This window comes from Nocardioides sp. P4_G10, from assembly GCF_056401175.1.
On the sequence record NZ_JBFUJV010000012.1, the window covers coordinates 44,669 to 67,121 of the forward strand.

Consider the following 22,453-nt stretch of genomic DNA (forward strand, 5'->3'; position numbering starts at 1 on the left):
CTCTTCCCCACGCGTCACGCGAGCCCTATTGTCAGCGAGAGCGGCACGCCTGTGACGCCGGTTCGGAAGCCGGCGCCGTCGCCGCGCAGAAGGATCGGTGCACACCCATGGCTGAGAACACCCCGAGCGACATGTCCGAGGCGCAGTTCCTGACCATCGCCGAGGTCGCGGCCAGGATGCGCGTCTCGAAGATGACCGTCTACCGGCTCGTGCACGGCGGTGAGCTGCCTGCCGTCCGTGTCGGCCGCTCCTTCCGGGTCCGCGAGGACGACGTCAACGAGTACCTCCGCAAGAGCTTCTACAACGCCGGCTGACGGCGCTCGTCCCCGGCAGGGATCCACTGGTCCGACTCGATTCCGCGCTGCCCGCACCCGGCCAGTAGGGTGGTGCGGGTCCGACCGACGAACGTCGGTCGCAAGGAAAGGTCTGATTCGTGGGTTCTGTCATCAAGAAGCGGCGCAAGCGCATGGCCAAGAAGAAGCACCGCAAGCTGCTCAAGAAGACGCGCGTGCAGCGCCGCAAGCTCGGCAAGTAACACCCCTCGACCATGGGGCGGGTCGTGCTGGTCACCGGGATCTCCCGGGACATCGGACGACGATTCGCGCGCGCCGCGACCGGCGACCCGTCCATCGATCGAGTCATCGGCGTGGACGCGGTCCCGCCGCGCGGTGACATCGGCGACGTCTCCTTCGTCCGCGCCGACATCCGCAACCCGGTCATCGCGAAGGTCATCGCGAAGGAGGACGTCGACACCGTCGTCCACATGAGCGTGATCGCGACCCCCGGCTCCGCCGGTGGTCGCGGGACGATGAAGGAGCTCAACGTCATCGGCTCCATGCAGCTGCTCGCTGCGTGCCAGAAGTCGGCGACCGTCGAGCGTCTGGTCGTGAAGTCGACGACCACCGTCTACGGCTCCGGTCCTCGTGACCCCGCGATGTTCACCGAGGACATGGGCCCCAAGCGCCTGCCCTCCTCGGGCTACGCCAAGGACGTCTACGAGATCGAGGGCTACGTCCGCGGGTTCGCCCGCCGCCGCCCCGACGTCGACGTCACGATGATCCGGGCGGCCAACGTGGTCGGACCTCACGTCTCGAGCCCGCTGACCAACTACTTCCGGCTCCCGGTGATCCCCCGGGTGCTCGGCTTCGACCCGAGGCTCCAGCTCCTCCACGAGGACGACCTGATGCGGGTGCTGTGCCACGCCGCGACCACCGGGGTGCCCGGCACCTTCAACGTCGCCGGCGACGGGGTGATGACGCTGAGCCAGGCCGTACGACGCCTCGGCACGCCGTCGGTCTCCCTGCCTCGCTTCGCGGTCGGTCGGCTCGGCGCGACCATGCGCCAGGCCCGCGTCTCGGACTTCTCGCCCGAGCAGCTGGGGTTCCTGACCTACGGTCGAGGCGTGGACACCACCCGGATGCGCACCGTGCTCGGCTTCGAGCCGCAGTTCACCACGGCCGAGACGTTCGCCGACTTCTGCCAGTCCATCGCGCCCGCCGTTAGGGAGGGGGCCGGCCGTGCCTGAGGAAGCCCGCCGTCGCGACGGCGACCACGCCGTCGTCATCCCGATCGGCACCGGCGGCCGACCGGGCCGCGGTTCCGGCAGCGCCCGACCGTCCTCGGCTGCGCGCAACCTGGCCCCGACGGCCCGCAAGGCCGCGTCCACCAAGCCATCCAGCAAGCCGACCGCCAAGCCGACCCCCAAGACGGCCACCGAGACGGCCACCAAGCCGGCCGCCAAGCCGGCTACTCCGGCCGCGGAGAAGGAGACGGGGAAGAAGAAGGCCCGCGCCGGTTCGTCCGAGGAGAAGGTCGTGCCGCCGCCGGCCGACGCTGAACCGACCACCGCCGACGACCCGGAGCAGCCGTCGCCCAGCACCGGCATCCCGGTCGGGGAGTGGCTGGCGGCCGCCCAGGACGCGGCGCAGGAGATCTTCGGCGCCGACTGGGAGCGCCGCCTCGCCGAGCTGATGGCGTTCGTCCGCCGACGCCTCGAGGGCGACTACGACGTCGACGACTACGGCTTCGACCGCGAGCTGACCGAGCGGTTCTTCATGGCCGCGCTGCGACCGATCGCGGAGAAGTGGTTCCGTCTCGAGGTCCGCGGGCTGGAGAACATCCCCGCCGAGGGCGGCGCCCTCGTGGTCTCCAACCACTCCGGCACCGTGCCGCTCGACGGCCTGATGACGATGCTGACGGTGCACGACCACGCCGGCCGCTTCCTGCGCCCGCTCGGCGCCGACCTGGTCTTCAAGCTGCCCTTGATCAGCTCGCTCGCGCGCAAGGGCGGCGCCACCCTGGCCTGCACCGAGGACGCCGAGCGGATGCTGTCGGGCGGCGAGCTCGTCGGTGTCTGGCCGGAGGGGTTCAAGGGCATCGGCAAGCCGTTCAGCGAGCGCTACAAGCTGCAGCGCTTCGGGCGCGGCGGGTTCGTCTCGGCCGCCCTGCGCACCGGCGTACCCATCATCCCGCTCTCCCTGGTGGGCGCCGAGGAGATCTACCCGCTCGTCGGCAACGTCCCGTCGCTGGCGCGGCTGCTCGGGGTGCCCTACATCCCGATCACGCCGTTCTTCCCGTGGCTCGGTCCGCTCGGCATGGTGCCGCTGCCCTCGAAGTGGATCCTCGAGTTCGGCGAGCCGATCCGCACCGATGCCTACGAGCCCGGCGAGGCCGAGGACCCGATGCTGGTCTTCAACGTCACCGACCAGGTGCGCGAGACCATCCAGCACACGCTGTTCGACCTGCTGCGCGAGCGCGGCAACGCCTTCGGCTGACTGCCGACGTCATCGGGCGCAGTGGCTAGGGCAGGAGCCCGCCGGTCGCGTTGCCGAGCGAGCCGCCGGTGATGCCGTCGAGCGTGCCGGTCACCTCGCCGATGAGACCGCCGGTCGCGTCGTCGGCGCCCGACGTGAGGCCGCCGAGCGCACCGCCGGTGACGTCGTCGAGCTGGCTGGTCAGGCTGCCGGTGGTGTCGGTGAGGCCGTCGGTGACGGTGTCGGTCGTGTTGGTCACCGTGTCGGTGAGGTTCTTGGTGATGTCCTTGACCGGCTTGGTCGGGTCGGGCTTGGTCGGGTCGGGCTTGGTCGGGTCGGGCACCACGGAGCCCGGTCCGGGACCGGGGGTGGTGGACGGCTGCGCGGTCGGCACGACCTGTTGCGGGTCGAGGGCCTCGGGAACCTGGATGCCGGTCAGGTCCTGCCCTGAGATCGGCGCCCCCTCCAGCGTCAGCTGGTCGGTGTCGAGCCCGCTGAGCAGGCCGACCTGCGGGGCGCTGGTCAGCAGGAACTCGGGCGTCGTGGTGATGCCGCCGGTGCAGGTCAGGCAGACGTTGCTCACCTCGAGATCGAGGTCGGCGAGCGTCCTTCCGGCGGCCAGCAGGTCGTCGCGGGCGCTCTCCGGCAGCTCGCCCTGGAGCCGCTCGAGGCGGTCCATGCTGGTGGCGGTGAAGTCGCGCGCGACCTGGGCGTCGCCCTCGCTGCCCGTGGCCTCGTACGACGCGAGCAGGCTGCCCACGCCGTCGCTCGACTGACGGGTGAAGGTGTCGAGGGTCTCGGGCACGAGCTCGTCGCGACCTGCGTCGCCGGCGGCCAGCTCCTCGAGCTCGGTGAGCCGGGTGCCGGCCTGGGCCAGCAAGGTGCGGCCGCGGTCGGCGTCGTCGGGGGCGAGGCGTACCTGAGCGGACTCGATCCCGCGCTTCACGCCGTAGAGGGACTCGCCGGGCAGCGCGGTCTGCGCCGCGACGGCCATGGTGGCCGCCGAGCCCACGAGGGCGACACCGCCGAGGAGGGCGCCGATGCGGCGCTGGCGGGTGCGGGACGAGGCGGGCATCGCCAGTCGTGACGGGGCGGGCGGCTGCCGCACGAGGGCGGTGTCGGCCTCGGTCATCAGGCGCTCGCGCAACGACGCCACGAACTCGGGCCGTGCGGTCGCGGGCGGCACCGCCCGCAGGTCGGCGACGACCTCGAGCAGGTCGGCGTAGCGCTGGGTGTCAGTCCCGGAGGACGCGGTCGTGGGGTCGCGGGATAGGACTGCCTCGAACTCGTCGGCACGTCGTCGTGCCGAGAAGGGCGCTGTCATCGCGGTCGTCCTGTCTCACAGCTGGCGGGTCCTCCCACTGGGGCGAACGAGCCAGACCGGGCAGGGGTTACGGGCTGTGTCACGCGTCTCTCAACCCCTCCGGCAGCAGCTTGGCGAGATTGCGCACGCCGCGGAGCTGGAGCTGCTTCACCGCGCCGTCGGAGCGGTCGAGGGCACGAGCCGTCTCCGCGATCGAGAGGCCCTGCAGGAACCGCATGATGAGGCACTCGCGCTGCTCGACCGGCAGCTCGGTGAGCGCCTGGAGCAGGACCTCGTTGGTGAGGCCGGCGATGACCGTGTCCTCGGGCCCCTCGGTGGTGTCGTCGTGCGGGGTCATGTCCTCGGTGGTCATCTCGAGGCGGGTGCGGCCGGCCTTGAAGTGGTCCATCGTGAGGTTGCGCGCGATCGTCATCAGCCAGGCGCCGAAGTCCTTGCCCTGCCACCGGAAGCTGTTCATGCTGCGCAGCGCCCGGAAGAACGTCTCCGAGGTGAGGTCCTCGGCGAGCGTCTGCGAGCGCGTCCGGTAGTAGAGGAAGCGGTAGACCGAGGCCTGGTAGTGGTCGTAGAGGAGGCCGAACGCCTCCTTGTCGCCGGCGCGGGCGAGCTCCACGAGCGCGATCAGCCGCTCGCGCTCGGCCCCGTCGACCTCGGACGACGTCGCGCGGTCCTCGTCGCCGACGGGACCGGAGCCGGAGTGTCCGTCGGGGCCGCCGACGGACGCGCCGGGCGTGGCCGTCTCGGAGAGCAGCACGTGACCCGCGGGCTGGAGGGCGGGGGACAGCTGGGGGGACAGGGCAGCGAGGACGGCGCGCCGGAGCGCGTCCATGCCGTGCTCGAAGGCACGATCGAGGTCGTTCGTCGACCGCATGCGGTGTCCCCTCCCGGTTGCAGCATCATCCACGATAGGGGCCGGTCCCGGTCTTGTGAACCCGTGAGTAACTTTCAGTTACAGGTCAGGCGGAGCGGTCTCGCCCGCGCAGGCTCACGCCGGCGGCGACGGCGCCCGTCACCGCGCCGGCGACCGCGGCGCCGAGGAAGCCGACCCGTGCCGCCTTGCGGCCGGTGCGGTAGTCGTGGATGCGCCAGCCGTGGGCGCGGGCGTGCGCCCGCAGCCGGGCGTCGGGGTTGATGGCGCACGGGTCGCCGACGAGGGAGAGCATCGGCAGGTCGTTGCTGGAGTCGGAGTACGCCGAGCAGCGGGCGAGGTCGAGTCCCTCGCGGGCCGCGAGCGCCTTGATCGCCTCCGCCTTGGCGGGCCCGTGGAGCAGGTCGCCCACGAGCTGGCCGGTGTAGACGCCGTCGACGTGCTCGGCCACCGTGCCCATGGCGCCGGTGAGGCCGAGCCGGCGGGCGATGATCGTCGCGATCTCGATCGGCGCCGCCGTCACCAGCCACACCCGCTGACCCTCGTCGAGGTGGATCTGGGCCAGGGCGCGGGTGCCGGGCCACACACGGTGGGCCATCGCCTCGTCGAAGATCTCCTCGCCGAGCTCCTCGAGCTCGGTGGTGGTGTGCCCGGCGATGAACGCCAGCGCGGAGTTGCGCGCGTCGGTCACGTGCTCGGGGTCCTCGACGCCGGCGATCCGGAAGTAGGCCTGCTTCCACGCGGCGGAGGCGATCTCCTTCGTGGTGAAGAACTTGCGGCGGTACAGGCCTCGCGCGAAGTGGAAGATGCTGGCGCCCTGCATGACGGTGTTGTCGACGTCGAAGAAGGCGGCCGCGGTCGGGTCGCTGGGCCAGACGAGCGCGTTCTCGACCTCCGCCGACGCCGCCGCGGCCTCGCCCGCGAGGGCCGAGCGCTGCTGCAGGTTGAGGCGCCGGGGCCGCTCGGACGGGGTCACCCGGCCAGCGTAGCGGCGGGCGCCGCCGGCGCCGGGCTGTGGAAGGATCCCCGCATGCCGCGCCACGACATCTCCGAGCTGGTGGCCGAGGCTGCCGACGACGCGCCGGACCGGCAGGCCCTCGTCGAGAGCGGCGGGCGCACGCTCACCTGGGCCGGCCTCGAGGACGAGGTCGCCCGCCTCGCGACCGGTCTCGGGGYCCACGGCATCCGCGCCGGCCAGCGCGTGATGATCGCCGTCGGCAACCGCATCGAGTTCGTCACCTCCTACCTCGGCGTCCTCCGGGCCCAGGTCGTCGCCGTGCCGGTCAACCCCCGGTCGACACCCGGCGAGCTCGCCCGGATGATCGCCGACTCCGGCAGCCGGATGGTGGTCGCGGACGAGACCGCTCTCGACGCCGTACGCGCTGCGCTGGCCGAGCTCGACGCCGACGTCGCCCGCCCGGCCGTCGTCGTCACCGGCACCCCGCCGGGCGAGGGGGAGATCGCCCTCGACGACCTCCGCGCGGACGTCGTACGCCCGGTCCCGCCGCTGCCCGACCCCGAGAAGCTCGCCGCGCTCCTCTACACCAGCGGCACCTCGGGTCTGCCCCGTGCGGCGATGCTCAGCCACCGGGCGCTGCTCGCCAACATCGAGCAGGTGGCGGCCGTCGAGCCGCCGATGATGCACGGCGACGACGTGGTGCTCGGGGTGCTGCCGCTCTTCCACGTCTACGGCCTCAACGCCGTGCTCGGCGGGGTGCTGCGCCACCGGGCGCGGCTGCTGCTCGTGGAGCGCTTCGAGCCCCAGGCGGTGCTCGACCTCATCGACGACGAGGCCTGCAGCGTCGTGCCGATCGCGCCGCCCGTCTTCGCCCACTGGCTGCCCGACGAGCACCTGCGCGAGCGGCTCGGGCCGGTCCGGCTCGTGCTGTCCGGGTCGGCGCCGCTGGAGGGCTCGGTGATCGAGGAGTTCACCTCGATCACCGGCATCCCCGTGCACCAGGGCTACGGGCTCACCGAGGCGTCGCCGGTGGTGACGAGCACGCTGTGCAGCCGCGAGCCCCGGGCGGGCTCGGTCGGCGCGGCGCTGCCCGGCATCGAGCTGCGGCTGGTCGACGAGACCTGGGGCCAGGTCGAGGGGGAGGACCCCGGCGAGATCCAGGTGCGCGGCGACAACCTCTTCAGCGGCTACTGGCCCGACGGGTCCGACGGCCCCGACGACGAGGGCTGGTACGGCACCGGCGACGTCGGCTTCCTCGACGCGAGCGGTGACCTCTTCCTCGTCGACCGGATCAAGGAGCTCGTCATCGTCAGCGGCTTCAACGTCTACCCGACCGAGGTCGAGGACGTGATCCGCGAGGTCGACGGGGTTGCTGATGCCGCCGTCGTGGGGGCACCCGACGAGGTGACCGGCGAGGCCGTGGTGGCGTACGTCGTCCCGGTCGGCGGCGTCGACAAGGCCCGCACCCACCTCGAGGAGGCGGTCCGTGCGCACGCGGTCGTCCGGCTCGCGCGCTTCAAGCAGCCGACCCGCATCGAGGTCGTCGACGAGCTCCCGGTCACCGCGACCGGAAAGGTGCAGAAGGGCCGGTTGCGCGGCCTCGAGCGCCGCCGGGTCCAAGGACTCCTCGAATGAGCACCTCGCGGATCACGTTCTACAGCCGCCCGGGCTGCCACCTGTGCGACGACGCGCGCGTGGTCGTCGAGCGCGTCTGCGCCGACCTGGGGGAGTCCTTCGAGGAGGTCGACATCACCACCGACGACGACCTGGCGGACCGCTTCGGCGAGGACGTCCCAGTGACCTTCGTCGACGGCAAGCAGCACGACTTCTGGCGCGTCGACGAGAACCGGCTGCGCGCGGCCCTGGGCTGAGTCGGCGTCCGGGGCCGGGAAGACGGCCGGTCCGTGCGGCGTTGGGGGACAGGTGAAGGCATCCCTGCTCGACCGCTCCCGCACCCGCGTCGGCATGCCCGACGCCGAGGCCCTCGAGGCGACGGTCGCCCGGGCGGTGCACGCCGAGCAGGTCGGCTACGACCGCTTCTGGGTCGCCGAGCACCACGCCGTACCGGGCATCGCGTCCGGGACACCGGCGGTGCTCCTCGCCGCGATCGGCGCACGTACGCACCACATCCGGATCGGGTCGGGTGGGGTGATGCTGCCGCTGCACCAGCCGCTGGTGGTCGCCGAGCAGTTCCTCGTCCTCGACGCCCTCCACCCCGGTCGTGTCGACCTCGGCCTCGGCCGGTCCCTCGGCTTCACGGCGCCGGTGCGCCGCGCCCTCCGGCGCGACCACGAGGACGGCGACACGTTCGAGGACGACCTCCAGGAGCTGCGCGGCTACCTCGAGGGCACCGCCGAGGTCACGGCTCGTCCCTCCACCGGCACGCCGGTGCCGATGCACCTGCTCGCCACCGGGCGCGGGCTGGACCTCGCCGCCCGGCTGGGCCTGCCCGTGGTCGTGGGTGGCCCCGTCCTCGAGTCCCCCGAGCTGGCCGACGCGTTGTCGCGCTACCGGCACGGGTTCCGACCGCACCGCGGCAGCGAGCCGCGGGTGACGGTCTCCCTGGACGTGCTCGTCGCCGACGACGACGCGACCGGCCGCGAGCTCGCCCTGCCGGAGGCGTGGGCGATGGCACGCTCACGTCAGACCGGCGAGTTCCCGCCGCTCGAGGGCATCGAGGCGATCCGGGAGGAGTCCTGGCCCAGCCAGGTACGCCGGCGGGTGGAGGCCTCGCTCGACCGGGCCGTGGCCGGCAGCCCCGTGACCGTACGGCGCCGCCTCGACGCGCTGGTGGAGGCCACGGGCGCCGACGAGCTGCTGGCGAGCAGCTCCACCCCCGACCGCGACGCGCTGCACGCCTCGGACCGGATGCTGGCCGAGCTGCTGCGCTGAGCCGCAGGAGCGGGTGCGGCACGTCGCCATCGGCGACGGAGCGGTTCCGGTGCAGACGACCCTCGACGACGGCGACATCCTCGTGACCTTCCACTGGCCGGGCGAGCCGGATCGCCTCGGCATGCGGTTCCGTCCCTCGCAGGCACCCCTCGGGCCGTCCACGGGCGAGGTGTGCGACTCACCGACCCAGTGGGCGACCGAGGTCGGCTGGGTCCTCGTGGAGGAGCTGGAGACGGGACTCACGCGCCGGGCTCCGCGAACCGTCACCGCACGAGGTGTCGTCGAGCTCCAGCACCGCCCCGGTTCCTGAGCACGCGCCCATCGGGACGGGCCCTCCGTTAGGCCCTCCGGCACCCTTCACGCAAGTCGAGAGACCCCCGCTTCGGGTGGGTCTTCTCACATGTGCTAGCCGCCCATTCCGTCGTTTTGTTCTCCCGTTCACAAACTCCTACAGTGGCCGGGTCAGGCGAGGTTCGCCGGACTGGAAAGAAGCAGCTGTGACCGCACGGACCCCCGACTCTGCCCGGGACATTCCCGAGGCGACTGTCGCCAGGCTTCCCGTGTACCTCCGTGCCCTGACCGGCCTGGCGGACGACGGCACCACGACGTGCTCCAGCGAGGAGCTCGCCGCGTCGGCGGGCGTCAACAGCGCCAAGCTCCGCAAGGACCTGTCCTACCTCGGCAGCTACGGCACCCGCGGCGTGGGCTACGACGTGGAGTACCTCCGCTACCAGATCGCCCGCGAGATCGGCGTGACGCAGGACTGGCCGGTCGTCATCGTCGGCATCGGAAACCTCGGTCACGCGCTCGCCAACTACTCCGGCTTCCGCAGCCGCGGGTTCCGCGTCGTCGCGCTCCTCGACGCCGACCCCGACCGCCACGACGAGGTGGTCGCCGGGCTCGACGTCCGCTCCTTCGAGGACCTCGAGTCGATCGTCTCCGAGGACGCCGTGTCCATCGGCGTGATCGCGACGCCGGCCGTGGCCGCCCAGTCCGTCGCCGACCGCATGGTCGCCGCCGGCATCACCAGCATTCTCAACTTCGCCCCGACCGTCCTGACGGTGCCGGCGGGCGTCGACGTACGGAAGGTGGACCTCTCCATCGAGCTGCAGATCCTCGCCTACCACGAGCAGCGCAAGTCGATCGCTCCCGGATCGGAGGTCGTGTCGTGAGCGTCCTGGTCGTCGGCATCTCCCACAAGTCCGCTCCCGTCGAGCTGCTCGAGAAGCTCGCGCTCGACGGGGAGAGCGCCACCAAGCTCATCCAGGACGTGATGGGTGGTGAGCACGTCTCCGAGGCGACGGCGATCGTGACCTGCAACCGCCTCGAGGTCTACGCCGAGGTCGACCGCTTCCACGGCAGCGTGGAGGACCTGTCCGGCCTCCTCGTCGCGCGCGCCGAGCAGTCCACCGAGGCCCTGCTGCCGCACCTCTACGTCCACTACGACGAGGGCGCCGTCTCGCACCTCTTCCAGGTGGCCGCCGGGCTCGACTCGATGGTGGTGGGCGAGGGCCAGATCCTCGGCCAGACGCGCGAGGCGCTGCGCGTCGGCCAGGAGCACGGCACCGTCGGCCCGGCGCTCAACACCCTCTTCCAGCAGGCGCTGCGCGTCGGCAAGCGGGCGCACGCCGAGACCGACATCGACCGCGCGGCCCCGTCGCTGGTCACCGCCGCCCTCGAGCGCAGCTCGGTGCCCGTCGCCGGCGCGACGGCGCTCGTGATCGGCGCCGGCGCGATGGCCTCCCTCGCGGTCGCCCACCTGTCGCGCAGCGGTGCCACCAGCATCTCGGTGCTCAACCGAACAGCCGCCCGCGCCGAGCGGCTCGCCGAGGAGTACGCCGCCGCCTCGTTGCCGCTGGAGTCCCTCACCGACGAGCTCGCCACGGCCGACATCGTCATCTCCTGCACCGGCGCCCCCGAGCCGCTGGTCCGCCTCGCCGACGTGGTCACCGCGCGCGGCAGCAGCGACCGGCCGCTCACCGTGATCGACCTCGCTCTGCCGCACGACGTCGACCCGTCGCTGGCCGACCTGCCGGGCGTCGAGCTGATCAACCTCGCCGGCCTCGCCGACGAGCTGCGCGGCCTCGAGGCCACCGCGGGCGTCGACGACGTTCGCACCATCGTCGGGCAGGAGATCAGCGCCTTCCTGGCCGTACGACGCCAGGCGAGCGTGACGCCGACCGTCGTCGCCCTGCGCTCGATGGCCACCTCGGTGGTCGACGCCGAGATGGAGCGGCTGTCCGCGCGCCTGCCGGGCCTCGACGACGCCACCCGTGCCGAGGTCCTCCACACCGTGCGCCGGGTCGCCGACAAGCTCCTCCACGAGCCGACCGTCCGGGTCAAGGAGCTGGCCGACGCCGAGCCCGCCGTCTCCTACACCGCCGCGCTGGCCGAGCTCTTCCGGCTCGACCCCGACGCGGTCGACGCCATCTCGCGAGCGGAGGGTCAGCCATGACCACCCCACGACCTTCTTCTCCTCCGCTGCGCTCCCCCGAACAACGCCGTGGTGACCCCGGAACGAGCACGGCCGGAAACCGTCCGCTCCGCCTCGGCACCCGCGCCTCCGCCCTGGCCACCACCCAGTCCGGGCTCGTGGCCGGGCTGGTCGAGGCGCACCTCGGCCGCGAGGTCGAGCTCGTCGAGGTCTCGACCGAGGGCGACCGCAGCGCCGCCCCGCTCGCCCAGATGGGCGGCACTGGGGTCTTCGTCAGCGCCCTGCGCGACGCGCTCCTCGACGGCCACGTCGACTTCGCCGTCCACTCGCTCAAGGACCTGCCGACCACGCCCGCCGACGGCATCGCGCTGGCCGCCGTGCCGCTGCGCGAGGACCCGCGCGACGTGATCGTTGCGCGCGACGGCCTCACGCTCGGCGAGCTGCCCGTGGGCAGTCGGCTCGGCACGGGCTCCCCGCGTCGGGTCAGCCAGCTCGCAGCCCTGGGCCTCGGCCTGGAGCTCCACGGCATCCGCGGCAACGTCGACACCCGCATCGGCAAGGTCCGCAGCGGCGAGGTCGACGCGATCGTCCTGGCCCGCGCCGGACTGGCCCGCCTCGGTCGCCTCGACGAGGTCACCGAGGTCCTCGACCCCCTCCAGATGCTGCCGGCGCCCGGCCAGGGTGCCCTCGCCATCGAGTGCCGCTCCGGCGACACCGAGCTGGTGGCGGCGCTGGCCCGGCTCGACGACCCCGCCACCCGCGCCGCGGTCACGGCCGAGCGCGCGGTCCTGTCCACCCTCGAGGCCGGCTGCTCGGCCCCGCTGGGTGCCCTGGCCGAGGTCGTCGAGGGGGAGGACGGCGAGGAGCTGTGGCTGCGCGCCGTGGTCCTCTCCGAGGACGGCGGCCTGTCGGTGCGGATGAGCACCACCGGCCCCGTCGCCGAGGCCGAACGGATCGGAACACGCCTCGCGAGCGACATGCTCGACGAGGGAGCAGCAGACCTGATGGAAGCACCACCAGTGAGGAATCAGCACGCATGACGCGAGTACAGACCCCGCAGGCCAGCACCGCGCCCACCACCCCCGCCCATGGCTGGGTGTCGTTCGTCGGCAGTGGACCCGGTGACCCGGGCCTGCTGACGGTGCGAGCCGTGGAGCTCCTCCAGGGTGCCGAGGTGATCGTGACCGAGGCGCCCGAGCACATCGAGCTGGTCCGCCAGGTCCTCGGCCTCGTCGAGGGCCCCGACGGCCTCGTGGGCGGCCCGGAGATCGTCGACGGCGGCTTCGGCGAGGACGGCCAGCCCCTGACCCACGCGGCCCGCGCCAAGGTCGTCGTGCGCCACGGCAAGAAGCAGCGCGTCGTCCGGCTGATGACCGGCGACCCGTTCCTCTACGCCTCCGGACCCGAGGAGGCGCAGGCCTGTGTCAAGGCCGGCGTCGGCTTCGACGTCGTCCCCGGTGTCTCCTCGGTCAGCGCGGTCCCGGCCTACGCTGGCATCCCGCTGACCACCAAGCGCCACAAGGAGATGGCCGTCGTCACCTGCGGCGACAAGGTCGACTGGAGCGTTTACGCCGACGACCGCACGCTGGTCCTGCTCTCCGGCGTCGGCAGCATCGGCGAGACCGCGGCCGCGCTGATCGAGGCCGGTCGCTCGCCCGAGACGCCGGTCGCGATGACCCGCGTCGGCACGACGACCGAGCAGCACACGCTCGTCTCCACGCTGTCCGACATCGCGGCCGACGCCCGCGCCGCGCGCATCGCGCCGCCGGCGATCACCGTCATCGGTGACGTCGTCGACCTGCGCCAGACGCTGTCGTGGTTCGAGACCAAGCCGCTGTTCGGCTGGCGTGCGCTGGTGCCCCGCACCAAGGAGCAGGCCGGCTCGCTGTCGCGTCGCCTGCGCGAGTACGGCGCCGTGCCCGAGGAGGTGCCGACCATCTCGGTCGAGCCGCCGCGCAACCCGCTCCAGATGGACAAGGCCGTCCGCGGCCTCGTCGAGGGCCGCTACGAGTGGATCGCCTTCACCTCGGTCAACGCGGTCAAGGCCGTGCGCGAGAAGTTCGAGGAGTACGGCCTCGACGCCCGCGCGTTCTCGGGCCTGAAGATCGCCGCGGTGGGCGACAAGACCGCCCAGGCGATCGCCGCCTGGGGCCTACGCGCCGACCTCGTCCCGTCCGGCGACCAGTCCGCCGCCGGCCTGCTCGAGGAGTGGCCGCCCTACGACGAGGTGCTCGACCCGATCAACCGGGTCTTCCTGCCCCGCGCCGACATCGCGACGGAGAACCTCGTCGCCGGCCTGGTCGACCTCGGCTGGGAGTGCGACGACGTCACCGCCTACCGCACGGTGCGGGCCACCCCGCCGCCGGCGCCGGTCCGCGACGCCATCAAGACCGGCAAGTTCGACGCGGTCGTCTTCACCTCGTCCTCGACGGTCCGCAACCTCGTCGGCATCGCCGGCAAGCCGCACCCGTCGACGATCATCGCGGTGATCGGCCCGCAGACGGCCAAGACCGCCGAGGAGCACGGTCTCCGGGTCGACGTGCTGGCCCCGACGCCCGACGTCGAGGTCCTCGTCGACGCCCTCGCGGACTTCGGCGCGGCACGACGCCTCTCGATGCTCGAGGCCGGCGAGCCGGTCACGCGCCCGAGCGAGCGCACCGCGTCGGGTCGCCGCAAGGCCCGCGCCAAGTAGCTCGCACCCGCCGCTGGGGAAGGATGGAGAAGTGACCGACGAGACGCACGTCCAGGGCCCGACCATCCGACCCCGGCGGCTGCGGCGCACCCCCGCGCTGCGCCGCATGGTCGCCGAGACCCACGTGGTGCCCAGCTCGCTGGTCCTGCCGGTCTTCATCCGCGAAGGTCTCTCGGACCCGCACCCGATCTCCTCGATGCCGGGTGTCGTCCAGCACTCCCGCGACTCGCTCAAGCGGGCGGTCGCCGAGGCGGCCGAGCTCGGCCTCGGCGGGGTGATGCTCTTCGGCATCCCCGAGCACAAGGACGCCACGGGCTCCGGCGCGCTCGACCCGGCCGGAGTGCTCAACCTCGCCATCACCGACGTCGTCGCCGAGGTGGGCGACCAGCTCACGGTGATGTCGGACCTGTGCCTCGACGAGTTCACCGACCACGGCCACTGCGGCCTGCTCACGCCCGACGGCGAGGTCGACAACGACCAGACCCTGGCGGCGTACGCCGAGATGGCCCTCGCGCAGGCGGCGGCCGGGGTCGACATGGTCGGCCCCAGCGGGATGATGGACGGCCAGGTCGCGGTCGTCCGCAAGGCGCTCGACGACGCCGGGCACAGCCACGTGTCCGTGCTGGCGTACTCCGCGAAGTACGCCTCCGCCTTCTTCGGCCCCTTCCGCGAGGCCGTCGACTCCTCGCTCGTCGGTGACCGCCGCACCTACCAGCAGGACCCCGCCAACGCCCTCGAGGGCGTCCGGGAGGTGCTCCTCGACGTCGCTGAGGGCGCCGACCTCGTGATGGTGAAGCCGGCCCTGCCCTACCTCGACGTCGTACGCCGCGTGCGCGACGCCGTCGACGTGCCGGTCGCCGCCTACAACGTCTCCGGCGAGTACGCCATGCTCGAGGCCGCCGCGGCCAACGGCTGGATCGACCGCGAGGCCGCCATCCTGGAGACCCTGACCTCGATCCGCCGGGCCGGGGCCGACGTCATCCTCACCTACTGGGCCTCCGAGGCCGCCCGCCTGCTGCGCGCCTGAGCCCCGTCAGGGGTTCATCAGGTTGGCGATGCAGGCGTTGAGCGCCGGCACGTCGAGCGCGGAGATCCCGCTGGCCAGGCACTGAGCCTGGGCCTCGGCCCAGGTCAGGGTGGCGGTGATGGTGTTGGTCGGCAGCGTCGGCGTGAGCGTCGGCAGCGGCGTCGTCGGGTCGACCGTGGGGACGACCGTCGGGTCCTTGGTCGGGCCCTTGGTGGGGTCCTGCGTCGGCGACTGCGTCGGATCCTGGGTGGGGGCGGGGCTCTGCGTCTGGGTCGGGCTCTGCGTCGGGGTCTGCGTGGGGGTCGGGTTCTTGGTGGGGGAGGACTGGTCGTCCTTCCCGCCGTTGCCGCCCTTCCCGCCGCCGTCGCCCCCCTTGCCGCCGTTGCCGCCGGTCGAGGAGGTGGGGTCGGGGGCGATCACGCCGGAGGTGAGCGTCGAGTTCGGCACGGCGCTGAAGTCGCCGTCCATGTAGGCCTGCATGATCTCCAGCACCAGGTCGACGTAGTCGTTGGAGTGGTTGTAGCGGTAGACCGAGGCCCGCTGGCCCTTCTCCGACGACAGGTCGTCGTCTCCGGAGCAGAGGTAGACGGCGGTCGCGAGGGCCGCGTCGTCGACGTCCTGCGGGTCGCGGGTGCCGTCGTTGTCGCCGTCGACCCCGACCACCGACCAGGTCGAGGGGATGAACTGCATCGGACCCACGGCCCGGTCGAAGCGGGTGTCGTCGTCGTACTGCCCGGCGTCGGTGTCGAGGATCCGCTGGGTGTCGTTCTTGCCGTCGAGCGCGATGCCGAAGATGCCGGGGCGGGCGACGCCGCGGTCGTCGAGGGAGTTGCCCCCGAAGCGGCCGTGGTCGGACTCGACCCGGCCGATCGCGGCGACGAGCTCCCACGGCAGGTTGCAGCCCTTGTCGGCCTCGTTGATCACGGCCTCGGCGCGCTGGTAGGCGGAGAGCGCGGCCTGCGGGATCTCGCTGGCGGAGCCGGGGGTGAGCGAGGCGGCGCGGCTCACCGCGTCGCCCACGCTGGCCGGCGCCTCGATCGCGGCGGTCGGCAGGACGGTGCCGTCGGGGAGGGTGTGCGTGCCGTCGGGGTCGGCGCTCGCCGGGTCGACGCCGACGCCTGCGAGGTTGGCGGTCCACGCTGCGGAGAGCACCGCCAGCGGGATGATGGCGATCGCTCGGTGCAGTCGGGTGGAACTCGACATGTCGTGCGCACTCCCCTTGGTCGTCGTGGAGTCCTCGTACCCCCTCCGGGCACGTCCACACCTCGTCAACGACGATTCGTCACACCAAGTTACGCGCGCGTCGGCTGTGCGCCAACCCACATCCGTGGGAAGCCCCCGCGCACCGAATGGGGATCCCTTGCGCACCTGCGTGACAATGACCCGGTGACCTCCGCGACCATCCCCTCGACGACCGCGGCCAGCGAAGCCTGGTTCGAGCGTGCCCGGGCCGTGACGCCCGGCGGCGTGAACTCGCCCGTGCGCGCGTTCACCGCGGTCGGCGGGACGCCGCGCTTCATCACCTCCGCCTCGGGAGCCTGGCTCACCGACGCCGACGGCAACGACTACGTCGACCTGATCTGCTCGTGGGGTCCGATGCTGCTCGGCCACGCGCACCCCGACGTCCAGGCGGCCGTGGCCGGTGCGGTGGCCCGCGGGACGTCGTACGGCACCCCGACGCAGCCCGAGGTCGAGCTGGCCGAGGAGATCGTGCGGCGTACGCCGGTCGAGCGGGTCCGCTTCGTCTCCTCCGGCACCGAGGCCACCATGTCGGCGATCCGGCTGGCGCGCGGCGCGACCGGTCGCGACCTCGTCGTGAAGTTCGCCGGCTGCTACCACGGCCACGTCGACCCGTTGCTGGCCGAGGCCGGCTCGGGCGTCGCGACGCTGGCGGTGCCCGGCACCAGCGGCGTGCCCGCGACGTCGGCCGCCGAGACGCTCGTCCTGCCCTACAACGACCGCGCCGCCGTGGCGGCCGCCTTCGAGGTCCACGGGTCGCGCATCGCGTGCCTGATCACCGAGGCCTCGCCGGGCAACATGGGCGTCGTGCCGCCGGCGCCGGGCTTCAACGCCTTCCTCGCCGAGACCTGCCGCGCCCACGGCGCCCTGTTCATCAGCGACGAGGTGATGACCGGCTTCCGCGCGACCGAGCAGGGCGGGTGGGGCCTCGACGGCGCCGTCGAGGGCTGGACGCCCGACCTGATGACCTTCGGCAAGGTGATGGGCGGCGGGTTCCCGGCAGCGGCCTTCGGCGGTCGCGCCGACCTGATGGCCCACCTCGCGCCCGAGGGCCCCGTCTACCAGGCCGGCACGCTCTCGGGGAACCCGGTCGCCACGACGGCCGGCCTCGCCACCCTGCGGCTCGCGACGCCCGACGTCTACGCGCAGCTCGACGCCACCGCGCAGACGATCCGCGCCGCCGCCGCCGAGCACCTCCGGGCGGCCGGCGTCCCGCACGTCGTCCAGACCGCCGGCACCATGTTCTCGGTGTTCTTCCGCGACGGCGCGGTCCGCGACTTCGCCGGGGCGAGCCAGCAGGACACCGGCGCCTACGCCGCGTTCTTCCACTCGATGCTCGACCAGGGCGTCTACCTGCCCCCGTCGGCGTACGAGGCGTGGTTCGTCTCCTCGGCGCACGACGACCGGGCCCTGTCCACCATCATCGATGCCCTGCCGGCCGCCGCCTCCGCGGCCGCTGCGGCGGGAGGTCACTGACATGGGAGTCCAGACCATCGTCCACCTGCTCCGGCACGGTGAGGTCCACAACCCCGGTGGCGTCCTCTACGGCCGGATGGACGGGTTCCACCTGTCCGACCTCGGCAACCAGATGGCGCAGCGGATCGCGGAGACGATCGGCGACCGCGACATCGTCCACCTCCGTACGTCGCCGCTCGAGCGGGCGCAGGAGACCCTCGCGCCGCTGGCGACGCGGCTCGCGATCACTCCGCAGCTCGACCCGCGGGTGATCGAGTCCGGCAACAAGTTCCAGGGCATCGACTTCGGCGACGGCGCGAAGACGTTCCTCAAGCGCCCCGGCCTGCTGCGCCACATGTACAACCCGTTCAAGCCGTCGTGGGGCGAGCCCTACGACGAGATCGCCGGCCGGATGATGGCGGCGGTCCACGACGCACGCGAGTCCGCGGCCGGCCACGAGGCCGTCGTGGTGTCCCACCAGCTGCCCATCTGGACGACGCGGCTGTTCCTGGAGAAGCGCAGCTACCTCCACCACCCCAAGACCCGCCAGTGCACGCTGTGCTCGCTGACGAGCGTCGTCTTCGACGACGACCGGGTGACGCAGGTCCGCTACTCCGAGCCCGCCGGTGACCTGATCCCGGTGGGCGACCGCTCCGCCCCGTTCTCGGCCGGTGGTGCACCACAGGAGGACCGGCCCTGAAGCTCGCCCGCCTGCTCCTCGGCCCGCTCCTCGGCCTCGCCTGCCTGCTCGCGCTCGCAGGTTGCTCCGGCCTGTCCGGGACCGGTGACAAGGGCTACATCTCCGGGACCGGCGTTCCGACGGAGGTGGCGCCGGCCGACCGCGGCGAGCCCGTCGACCTCACCGGCACTGACCTCGAGGGCGGCGACGTCGACCTCGCCGACCTGCGCGGCGGGCCGGTCGTCGTCAACGTCTGGGCGTCGTGGTGCCCGCCGTGCATCAAGGAGCAGCCCGACCTCAACGAAGCCGCGGCCGCGCTCGGCGACGACGTGCAGTTCATCGGTCTCAACATCCGTGACGCCTCGCAGGACGACGCAGCGGCCTACGTCCGTGACCTCGACGTGCCCTACTCCTCGATCTACTCCGCCGACGGCTCGGCCCTGCTGCCGTTCGCCGGCACCCTGACGCCGCGGTCCATCCCGAGCACGGTCGTCCTCGACGCCGAGGGTCGGGTCGCGGCGTCGGTCAACGGCCGGATCCCGACCACGCAGACGCTGGTCTCGCTGGTCGAGGCGGTCCGTGATGAGTGACTGGTTCCAGGAGACGGCGCTGTCCGGGTCGATGGTGCTGGCCCTCCCGGTCGCCCTGGCCGCCGGCCTGATCTCGTTCTTCAGCCCCTGCGTCATCCCGCTCCTGCCGGGCTACCTGTCCTACGCCACCGGGATCTCCGGGGGAGACCTCGACCAGGCGCGCCGCGGCCGGATGGTGCTCGGTGCGACGCTCTTCGTGCTCGGCTTCTCGGTCGTCTTCGTGCTGCTGGGCAGCCTCACCGGCGCGGCCGGGGCGTGGCTGTTCACCCACACGCGCCAGCTCAACGTCGTCCTCGGGGTCATCACGATCCTGCTCGGCGTCGCGTTCCTCGGCGCGTTCGGCTTCCTGCAGCGCGACTGGCGGATCCACAAGGTGCCCGCCGTCGGGCTGGCGGCGGCGCCGCTGCTCGGCTTCCTCTTCGGTGTCGGCTGGACGCCGTGCGTCGGCCCCACCCTGGCGGCGATCAACGTGCTGTCGGTCAACGAGGCGACCGCCGCTCGCGGTGCGCTGCTATCGGCGGTCTTCGCTCTCGGGCTCGGGCTGCCGTTCATCGCCGCGGCCTTCGCCTACCGGCGCATGCTGGGCGCGTTCGCGGTGATCCGCCGCCACCAGATGCTCGTCGTGCGCCTCGGCGGCGTGATGATGATCCTGGTCGGCATCCTGCTCGTGACCGGCTGGTGGGACCGCATCGTCCAGTGGCTCCAGCTGCAGGTGGTCCAGGGATTCACGGTGCCGGTGTGACCGACCTCCAGCCCGACCTCCGGCAGCGGCCCTCCGACGACCGTCAGGCGACCGCGCTCCCGAGCGACCTCACGACCCGCGAGCTTGCCCGGTGGTCGTGGCGGCAGCTCACCTCGATGCGCACCGCGCTGGTGCTGCTCCTGCTGCTGGCGCTCGCAGCGATCCCCGGCTCGGTGATCCCCCAGGAGAACATCGACTCCCTCGCGGTGTCGCAGTGGCGCGACGACCACCCGCGGCTCGCGCCGATCTGGGACCGCCTCGACCTGTTCTCGGTCTACGGCTCGGTGTGGTTCGCCGCGATCTACATCCTGCTGATGATCTCGCTGGTGGGCTGCATCATCCCGCGCCTGTTCGTCTACTACCGCGCGATGCGCGCCAAGCCCCCGAAGGCGCCGCGTCACCTCTCGCGCCTGCCGGAGAGCACGTCGTACACCACCGACGAGGACCCCGACGCCGTGCTGGCCCGTGCCGCGCGCGTGATGAAGGGGCGGCGCTTCCGCGTCCACTACGTCGAGGACGAGTCCGACGCGGTCGCCGCCGAGCGCGGCTACCTCCGCGAGGCCGGCAACCTGGTCTTCCACCTCGCCGTGATCGTCGTGCTCGTGGGTGTCGCTGCCGGCAGCCTGTTCGGCTACAAGGGCGGCGTCATCCTGCTCAACGGCACGGACTACGGCTTCTCCAACAACCTGACGCAGTACGACGACTTCGCCCCGGGCGCGCTCTTCGACCCCGACGTGATGGAGCCGTTCTCCTTCAGCATCACCGACTTCGACGTCGACTGGCTCACCGAGGGCAAGCGGGCCGGGATGGCGCGCGAGTTCGTCGCGAAGCTCGACTACACGACCGAGCCGGGCGGCGAGGACAAGACCTACGACCTCAAGGTCAACCACCCGCTGTCGATCGGCGGCACCGACGTCTTCCTCATCGGTCACGGCTACGCGCCGGTGATCACGATCCGCGACGGCGAGGGCGAGGTCACCAAGAGCGGCCCCGTGGTCTTCCTGCCGACCAACGCGCAGACGTTCGAGTCGTTCGGCGTCGTCAAGGCGCCGTTCGCCAAGCCCGGTCAGATCGGCCTCGAGGGCGCGTTCTACCCGACCTTCGCGATGGGCAGGGACGCCGACGGCAACCTCACGATGCCGGCGTCGGTCTTCGGCGAGGCGCTGGACCCGCTCATCTCGATGAGCCTGTGGACCGGCGACCTCGGCCTCCAGGACGGATCGGCCTCGTCGGTCTACGTGCTCGACAAGGCCGACGCCACCCAGGTGATGAAGCCCAACGGCCAGCCGTTCCGCATGGACCTGCGTCCCGGCGAGACCGCGACGCTGCCCGACGGCCTCGGTACGGTGACGTTCGACGGCCTGCAGCGGTGGAACAAGATCCAGGTCAGCCGCAGCCCGGGGTCGTTGGTCGCGCTCTCCGGGGTCGTCGTCGCGCTCCTCGGCCTGCTGGGCTCGCTCTTCGTGCGCCCGCGCCGCATGTGGGTGCGCGCGCGCCGGCAGGACGACGGCACCACGCTCGTCGAGGTCGCCCGCCTCGACCGGTCGTCCGGTGGGGACCCCGAGGACGGCGCCGCCGAGCTCGGGGAGGTCGTGGCAGCCTTGCACGAGGAGACCGGCGTGAAGACTGACAGCAACAGGAAGGACGAGTCGTGACCGACGCACAGTGGGAGGTGTTCAGCTACGAGGCCGTCATCGGCGCCGCGGTGCTCTACTTCCTCGCGATGCTGGCCTACTTCTTCGAGCTGGCGAGCCTGCGCACGGCGAGCAAGGAGGTCGAGACCGTGTCCGTCGGCGCGGACGGCGGCGGTGCGAGCCACGCCGTCGCGGTCGACCAGGAGCCCGACCCGAGCCGTCGCAGCGAGGTGGCCGGCCGCCTGGGTCTCGTCCTGACCGTCTTCGCCGTCGCCGTGCACTTCGTTGCCCTCGTCGCGCGTGGCCTCGCGGCCGACCCCAACCGGGTGCCGTGGGGCAACATGTACGAGTTCACGATCTCGGGCACCTTCGTGGTCGCGCTGATCTTCGTGCTGGCCACGCTGCGCATCGACATCGAGTGGCTCGGGCCGCTCGTCACGACCTTCGTGGTGGCCGCCCTGATGGCGGCGTTCCTCGGCCTCGACGACGCGGTGCTGCCGCTGCCCGACGCGCTCAACTCGCCCTGGCTGGTGATCCACGTGGTGTCGGCGGTGATCTCCACCGGCGCCTTCACCCTGGGTGCGCTGCTCTCGGGGCTCTACCTCGTCAAGTCGCGCTCGTCGGCGACCACCGGCTACCTCGCCCGCGTGCCCGAGCCCAAGGTCCTCGACCGGCTCTCCTACCGGATGCACGCCTTCGGCTTCCCGGTGTGGACCTTCGCGGTCCTCATCACCGGTCCGATCTGGGCGCACCAGGCATGGGGGGCCTACTGGAACTGGGACCCCAAGGAGGTGTGGGCCTTCATCACGTGGGTGGTCTACGCCGCCTACCTGCACGCCCGCGCGACCGCGGGCTGGCGCGGCCGCAACGCGGCGATCCTGGCGCTGGTCGGGGCCGCGACGCTGTGGTTCAACTTCATCGGCATCAACTTCTTCAGCTCCAGCAGCCAGCACTCCTACGCCGAGGGAGCCGCGCCGGAGATGTCAGTCGTCCTCCGGCTTGCGGGGCCGGTCGAGGTTGCGCAGGAAGTCGGGGTCGTCGTCGGGTCCGATCACCCGCGGGCGTGACGTCCCGCCTCCGTCGAGACGACGCAGCGTCAGCCTGACGAGGAACCACACGACGACCGCGATCAGGGCGACGACGAGCAGGACCTTCAGCATTCCTCCAAT

At 72.2% G+C, this 22,453-nt stretch carries 24 protein-coding genes; 19 read left to right on the forward strand and 5 right to left on the reverse strand.

The window, feature by feature from the left end:
• The first annotated feature begins 107 nt into the window (after window positions 1–107).
• From AC1DP1_RS13645 to AC1DP1_RS13660, 4 genes are all read left to right on the forward strand, one after another.
• On the forward strand, window positions 108–314 hold the full coding sequence (locus AC1DP1_RS13645) for a helix-turn-helix domain-containing protein (protein WP_457191683.1): 207 nt from the start codon (window positions 108–110) through the stop codon (window positions 312–314).
• 119 nt (window positions 315–433) lie between these two features.
• Complete coding sequence (locus tag AC1DP1_RS13650; RefSeq protein ID WP_008356322.1) at window positions 434–535, forward strand: 30S ribosomal protein bS22; 102 nt, start codon at window positions 434–436, stop codon at window positions 533–535.
• A gap of 12 nt (window positions 536–547) precedes the next feature.
• Window positions 548–1,525, forward strand: a complete 978-nt coding sequence (locus AC1DP1_RS13655) for an SDR family oxidoreductase (protein ID WP_477507295.1) — start codon at window positions 548–550, stop codon at window positions 1,523–1,525.
• Window positions 1,518–2,774, forward strand: coding sequence for a lysophospholipid acyltransferase family protein (locus tag AC1DP1_RS13660; RefSeq protein ID WP_477507296.1), 1,257 nt, complete (start codon window positions 1,518–1,520; stop codon window positions 2,772–2,774). Before AC1DP1_RS13655 ends, AC1DP1_RS13660 begins: the two co-directional genes overlap by 8 nt.
• A 25-nt stretch (window positions 2,775–2,799) precedes the next feature.
• Here the strand turns inward: AC1DP1_RS13660 and AC1DP1_RS13665 are convergent, their stop codons facing one another.
• The 3 genes from AC1DP1_RS13665 to AC1DP1_RS13675 all read right to left on the reverse strand — a co-directional run bounded on the left by AC1DP1_RS13665 (window position 2,800) and on the right by AC1DP1_RS13675 (window position 5,918).
• Window positions 2,800–4,077, reverse strand: a complete 1,278-nt coding sequence (locus AC1DP1_RS13665; protein ID WP_477507297.1) for a DUF5667 domain-containing protein — start codon at window positions 4,075–4,077, stop codon at window positions 2,800–2,802.
• A gap of 79 nt (window positions 4,078–4,156) precedes the next feature.
• On the reverse strand, window positions 4,157–4,945 hold the full coding sequence (locus AC1DP1_RS13670; protein WP_477507298.1) for a sigma-70 family RNA polymerase sigma factor: 789 nt from the start codon (window positions 4,943–4,945) through the stop codon (window positions 4,157–4,159).
• A gap of 85 nt (window positions 4,946–5,030) precedes the next feature.
• On the reverse strand, window positions 5,031–5,918 hold the full coding sequence (locus tag AC1DP1_RS13675) for an HAD family hydrolase (protein WP_457191673.1): 888 nt from the start codon (window positions 5,916–5,918) through the stop codon (window positions 5,031–5,033).
• Window positions 5,919–5,972: 54 nt separating this feature from the next.
• Here AC1DP1_RS13675 and AC1DP1_RS13680 point away from each other — a divergent pair, with 54 nt between their 5' ends.
• The 9 genes from AC1DP1_RS13680 to hemB all read left to right on the forward strand — a co-directional run bounded on the left by AC1DP1_RS13680 (window position 5,973) and on the right by hemB (window position 14,945).
• Entirely contained in the window at window positions 5,973–7,535 is a 1,563-nt protein-coding gene (locus AC1DP1_RS13680) for a class I adenylate-forming enzyme family protein (RefSeq protein ID WP_477507299.1), read from the forward strand.
• Window positions 7,532–7,771, forward strand: a complete 240-nt coding sequence (locus AC1DP1_RS13685; RefSeq protein WP_457191669.1) for a glutaredoxin family protein — start codon at window positions 7,532–7,534, stop codon at window positions 7,769–7,771. The genes AC1DP1_RS13680 and AC1DP1_RS13685 overlap by 4 nt, the downstream gene beginning before the upstream one ends.
• Window positions 7,772–7,823: 52 nt before the next feature.
• The gene (locus tag AC1DP1_RS13690; RefSeq protein WP_477507300.1) at window positions 7,824–8,792 is read left to right on the forward strand and encodes an MsnO8 family LLM class oxidoreductase; all 969 of its coding nucleotides are present in this window, start codon (window positions 7,824–7,826) and stop codon (window positions 8,790–8,792) included.
• A 49-nt stretch (window positions 8,793–8,841) separates the two neighbouring features.
• On the forward strand, window positions 8,842–9,102 hold the full coding sequence (locus AC1DP1_RS13695; protein ID WP_477507301.1) for a hypothetical protein: 261 nt from the start codon (window positions 8,842–8,844) through the stop codon (window positions 9,100–9,102).
• A 187-nt stretch (window positions 9,103–9,289) separates the two neighbouring features.
• On the forward strand, window positions 9,290–9,964 hold the full coding sequence (locus AC1DP1_RS13700) for a redox-sensing transcriptional repressor Rex (RefSeq protein WP_457191663.1): 675 nt from the start codon (window positions 9,290–9,292) through the stop codon (window positions 9,962–9,964).
• Window positions 9,961–11,247, forward strand: coding sequence for a glutamyl-tRNA reductase (locus tag AC1DP1_RS13705; protein WP_477507302.1), 1,287 nt, complete (start codon window positions 9,961–9,963; stop codon window positions 11,245–11,247). Before AC1DP1_RS13700 ends, AC1DP1_RS13705 begins: the two co-directional genes overlap by 4 nt.
• Window positions 11,244–12,266: a hydroxymethylbilane synthase gene (hemC, locus tag AC1DP1_RS13710; RefSeq protein ID WP_477507303.1), complete on the forward strand. Its 1,023-nt coding sequence runs from the start codon at window positions 11,244–11,246 to the stop codon at window positions 12,264–12,266. Before AC1DP1_RS13705 ends, hemC begins: the two co-directional genes overlap by 4 nt.
• A complete protein-coding gene (locus AC1DP1_RS13715; protein ID WP_477507304.1) occupies window positions 12,263–13,918 on the forward strand; it encodes a bifunctional uroporphyrinogen-III C-methyltransferase/uroporphyrinogen-III synthase in 1,656 nt (551 codons plus the stop codon). Before hemC ends, AC1DP1_RS13715 begins: the two co-directional genes overlap by 4 nt.
• A 31-nt stretch (window positions 13,919–13,949) precedes the next feature.
• Complete coding sequence (gene hemB / locus AC1DP1_RS13720) at window positions 13,950–14,945, forward strand: porphobilinogen synthase (protein ID WP_477507305.1); 996 nt, start codon at window positions 13,950–13,952, stop codon at window positions 14,943–14,945.
• 6 nt (window positions 14,946–14,951) lie between these two features.
• Here the strand turns inward: hemB and AC1DP1_RS13725 are convergent, their stop codons facing one another.
• Complete coding sequence (locus AC1DP1_RS13725) at window positions 14,952–16,148, reverse strand: lytic transglycosylase domain-containing protein (protein ID WP_477507306.1); 1,197 nt, start codon at window positions 16,146–16,148, stop codon at window positions 14,952–14,954.
• A 183-nt stretch (window positions 16,149–16,331) separates the two neighbouring features.
• On the opposite strand from AC1DP1_RS13725, the gene hemL reads away from it, so the two are divergent.
• The 6 genes from hemL to ccsB all read left to right on the forward strand — a co-directional run bounded on the left by hemL (window position 16,332) and on the right by ccsB (window position 22,351).
• Window positions 16,332–17,660 (forward strand): glutamate-1-semialdehyde 2,1-aminomutase, encoded by a 1,329-nt coding sequence (gene hemL / locus AC1DP1_RS13730; RefSeq protein ID WP_477507307.1) that lies wholly within the window; start codon window positions 16,332–16,334, stop codon window positions 17,658–17,660.
• Between the two features lies 1 nt (window position 17,661).
• Window positions 17,662–18,339 (forward strand): histidine phosphatase family protein, encoded by a 678-nt coding sequence (locus AC1DP1_RS13735; RefSeq protein ID WP_477507308.1) that lies wholly within the window; start codon window positions 17,662–17,664, stop codon window positions 18,337–18,339.
• A 125-nt stretch (window positions 18,340–18,464) separates the two neighbouring features.
• Window positions 18,465–18,908 carry a TlpA family protein disulfide reductase gene (locus tag AC1DP1_RS13740; RefSeq protein WP_300049351.1) on the forward strand — a complete coding sequence of 148 codons (444 nt, stop codon included), beginning with the start codon at window positions 18,465–18,467 and terminating at the stop codon, window positions 18,906–18,908.
• Window positions 18,901–19,650, forward strand: a complete 750-nt coding sequence (locus tag AC1DP1_RS13745) for a cytochrome c biogenesis CcdA family protein (RefSeq protein WP_191194395.1) — start codon at window positions 18,901–18,903, stop codon at window positions 19,648–19,650. Before AC1DP1_RS13740 ends, AC1DP1_RS13745 begins: the two co-directional genes overlap by 8 nt.
• Window positions 19,647–21,305, forward strand: a complete 1,659-nt coding sequence (gene resB / locus AC1DP1_RS13750; RefSeq protein WP_457191646.1) for a cytochrome c biogenesis protein ResB — start codon at window positions 19,647–19,649, stop codon at window positions 21,303–21,305. The genes AC1DP1_RS13745 and resB overlap by 4 nt, the downstream gene beginning before the upstream one ends.
• Window positions 21,302–22,351, forward strand: coding sequence for a c-type cytochrome biogenesis protein CcsB (gene ccsB / locus AC1DP1_RS13755; RefSeq protein WP_477507309.1), 1,050 nt, complete (start codon window positions 21,302–21,304; stop codon window positions 22,349–22,351). The genes resB and ccsB overlap by 4 nt, the downstream gene beginning before the upstream one ends.
• Here ccsB and AC1DP1_RS13760 read toward each other — a convergent pair.
• Window positions 22,268–22,444 carry a hypothetical protein gene (locus tag AC1DP1_RS13760; protein WP_300049356.1) on the reverse strand — a complete coding sequence of 59 codons (177 nt, stop codon included), beginning with the start codon at window positions 22,442–22,444 and terminating at the stop codon, window positions 22,268–22,270. The two genes, ccsB and AC1DP1_RS13760, sit on opposite strands and share 84 nt — an antisense overlap.
• Between the last annotated feature and the right edge of the window lie 9 nt (window positions 22,445–22,453).

Excerpts from the sequence above, each read along its gene's own strand:
- AC1DP1_RS13685 (WP_457191669.1), top strand. The coding sequence starts at position 7,532 with ATGAGCACCTCGCGGATCACGTTCTACAGCCGCCCGGGCTGCCACCTG.
- AC1DP1_RS13665 (WP_477507297.1), bottom strand. The coding sequence starts at position 4,077 with ATGACAGCGCCCTTCTCGGCACGACGACGTGCCGACGAGTTCGAGGCA.
- AC1DP1_RS13735 (WP_477507308.1), top strand. The coding sequence starts at position 17,662 with ATGGGAGTCCAGACCATCGTCCACCTGCTCCGGCACGGTGAGGTCCAC.
- AC1DP1_RS13715 (WP_477507304.1), top strand. The coding sequence starts at position 12,263 with ATGACGCGAGTACAGACCCCGCAGGCCAGCACCGCGCCCACCACCCCC.
- AC1DP1_RS13655 (WP_477507295.1), top strand. The coding sequence starts at position 548 with ATGGGGCGGGTCGTGCTGGTCACCGGGATCTCCCGGGACATCGGACGA.
- AC1DP1_RS13745 (WP_191194395.1), top strand. The coding sequence starts at position 18,901 with ATGAGTGACTGGTTCCAGGAGACGGCGCTGTCCGGGTCGATGGTGCTG.
- hemC (WP_477507303.1), top strand. The coding sequence starts at position 11,244 with ATGACCACCCCACGACCTTCTTCTCCTCCGCTGCGCTCCCCCGAACAA.
- AC1DP1_RS13760 (WP_300049356.1), bottom strand. The coding sequence starts at position 22,444 with ATGCTGAAGGTCCTGCTCGTCGTCGCCCTGATCGCGGTCGTCGTGTGG.
- AC1DP1_RS13670 (WP_477507298.1), bottom strand. The coding sequence starts at position 4,945 with ATGCGGTCGACGAACGACCTCGATCGTGCCTTCGAGCACGGCATGGAC.
- AC1DP1_RS13725 (WP_477507306.1), bottom strand. The coding sequence starts at position 16,148 with ATGTCGAGTTCCACCCGACTGCACCGAGCGATCGCCATCATCCCGCTG.
- AC1DP1_RS13645 (WP_457191683.1), top strand. The coding sequence starts at position 108 with ATGGCTGAGAACACCCCGAGCGACATGTCCGAGGCGCAGTTCCTGACC.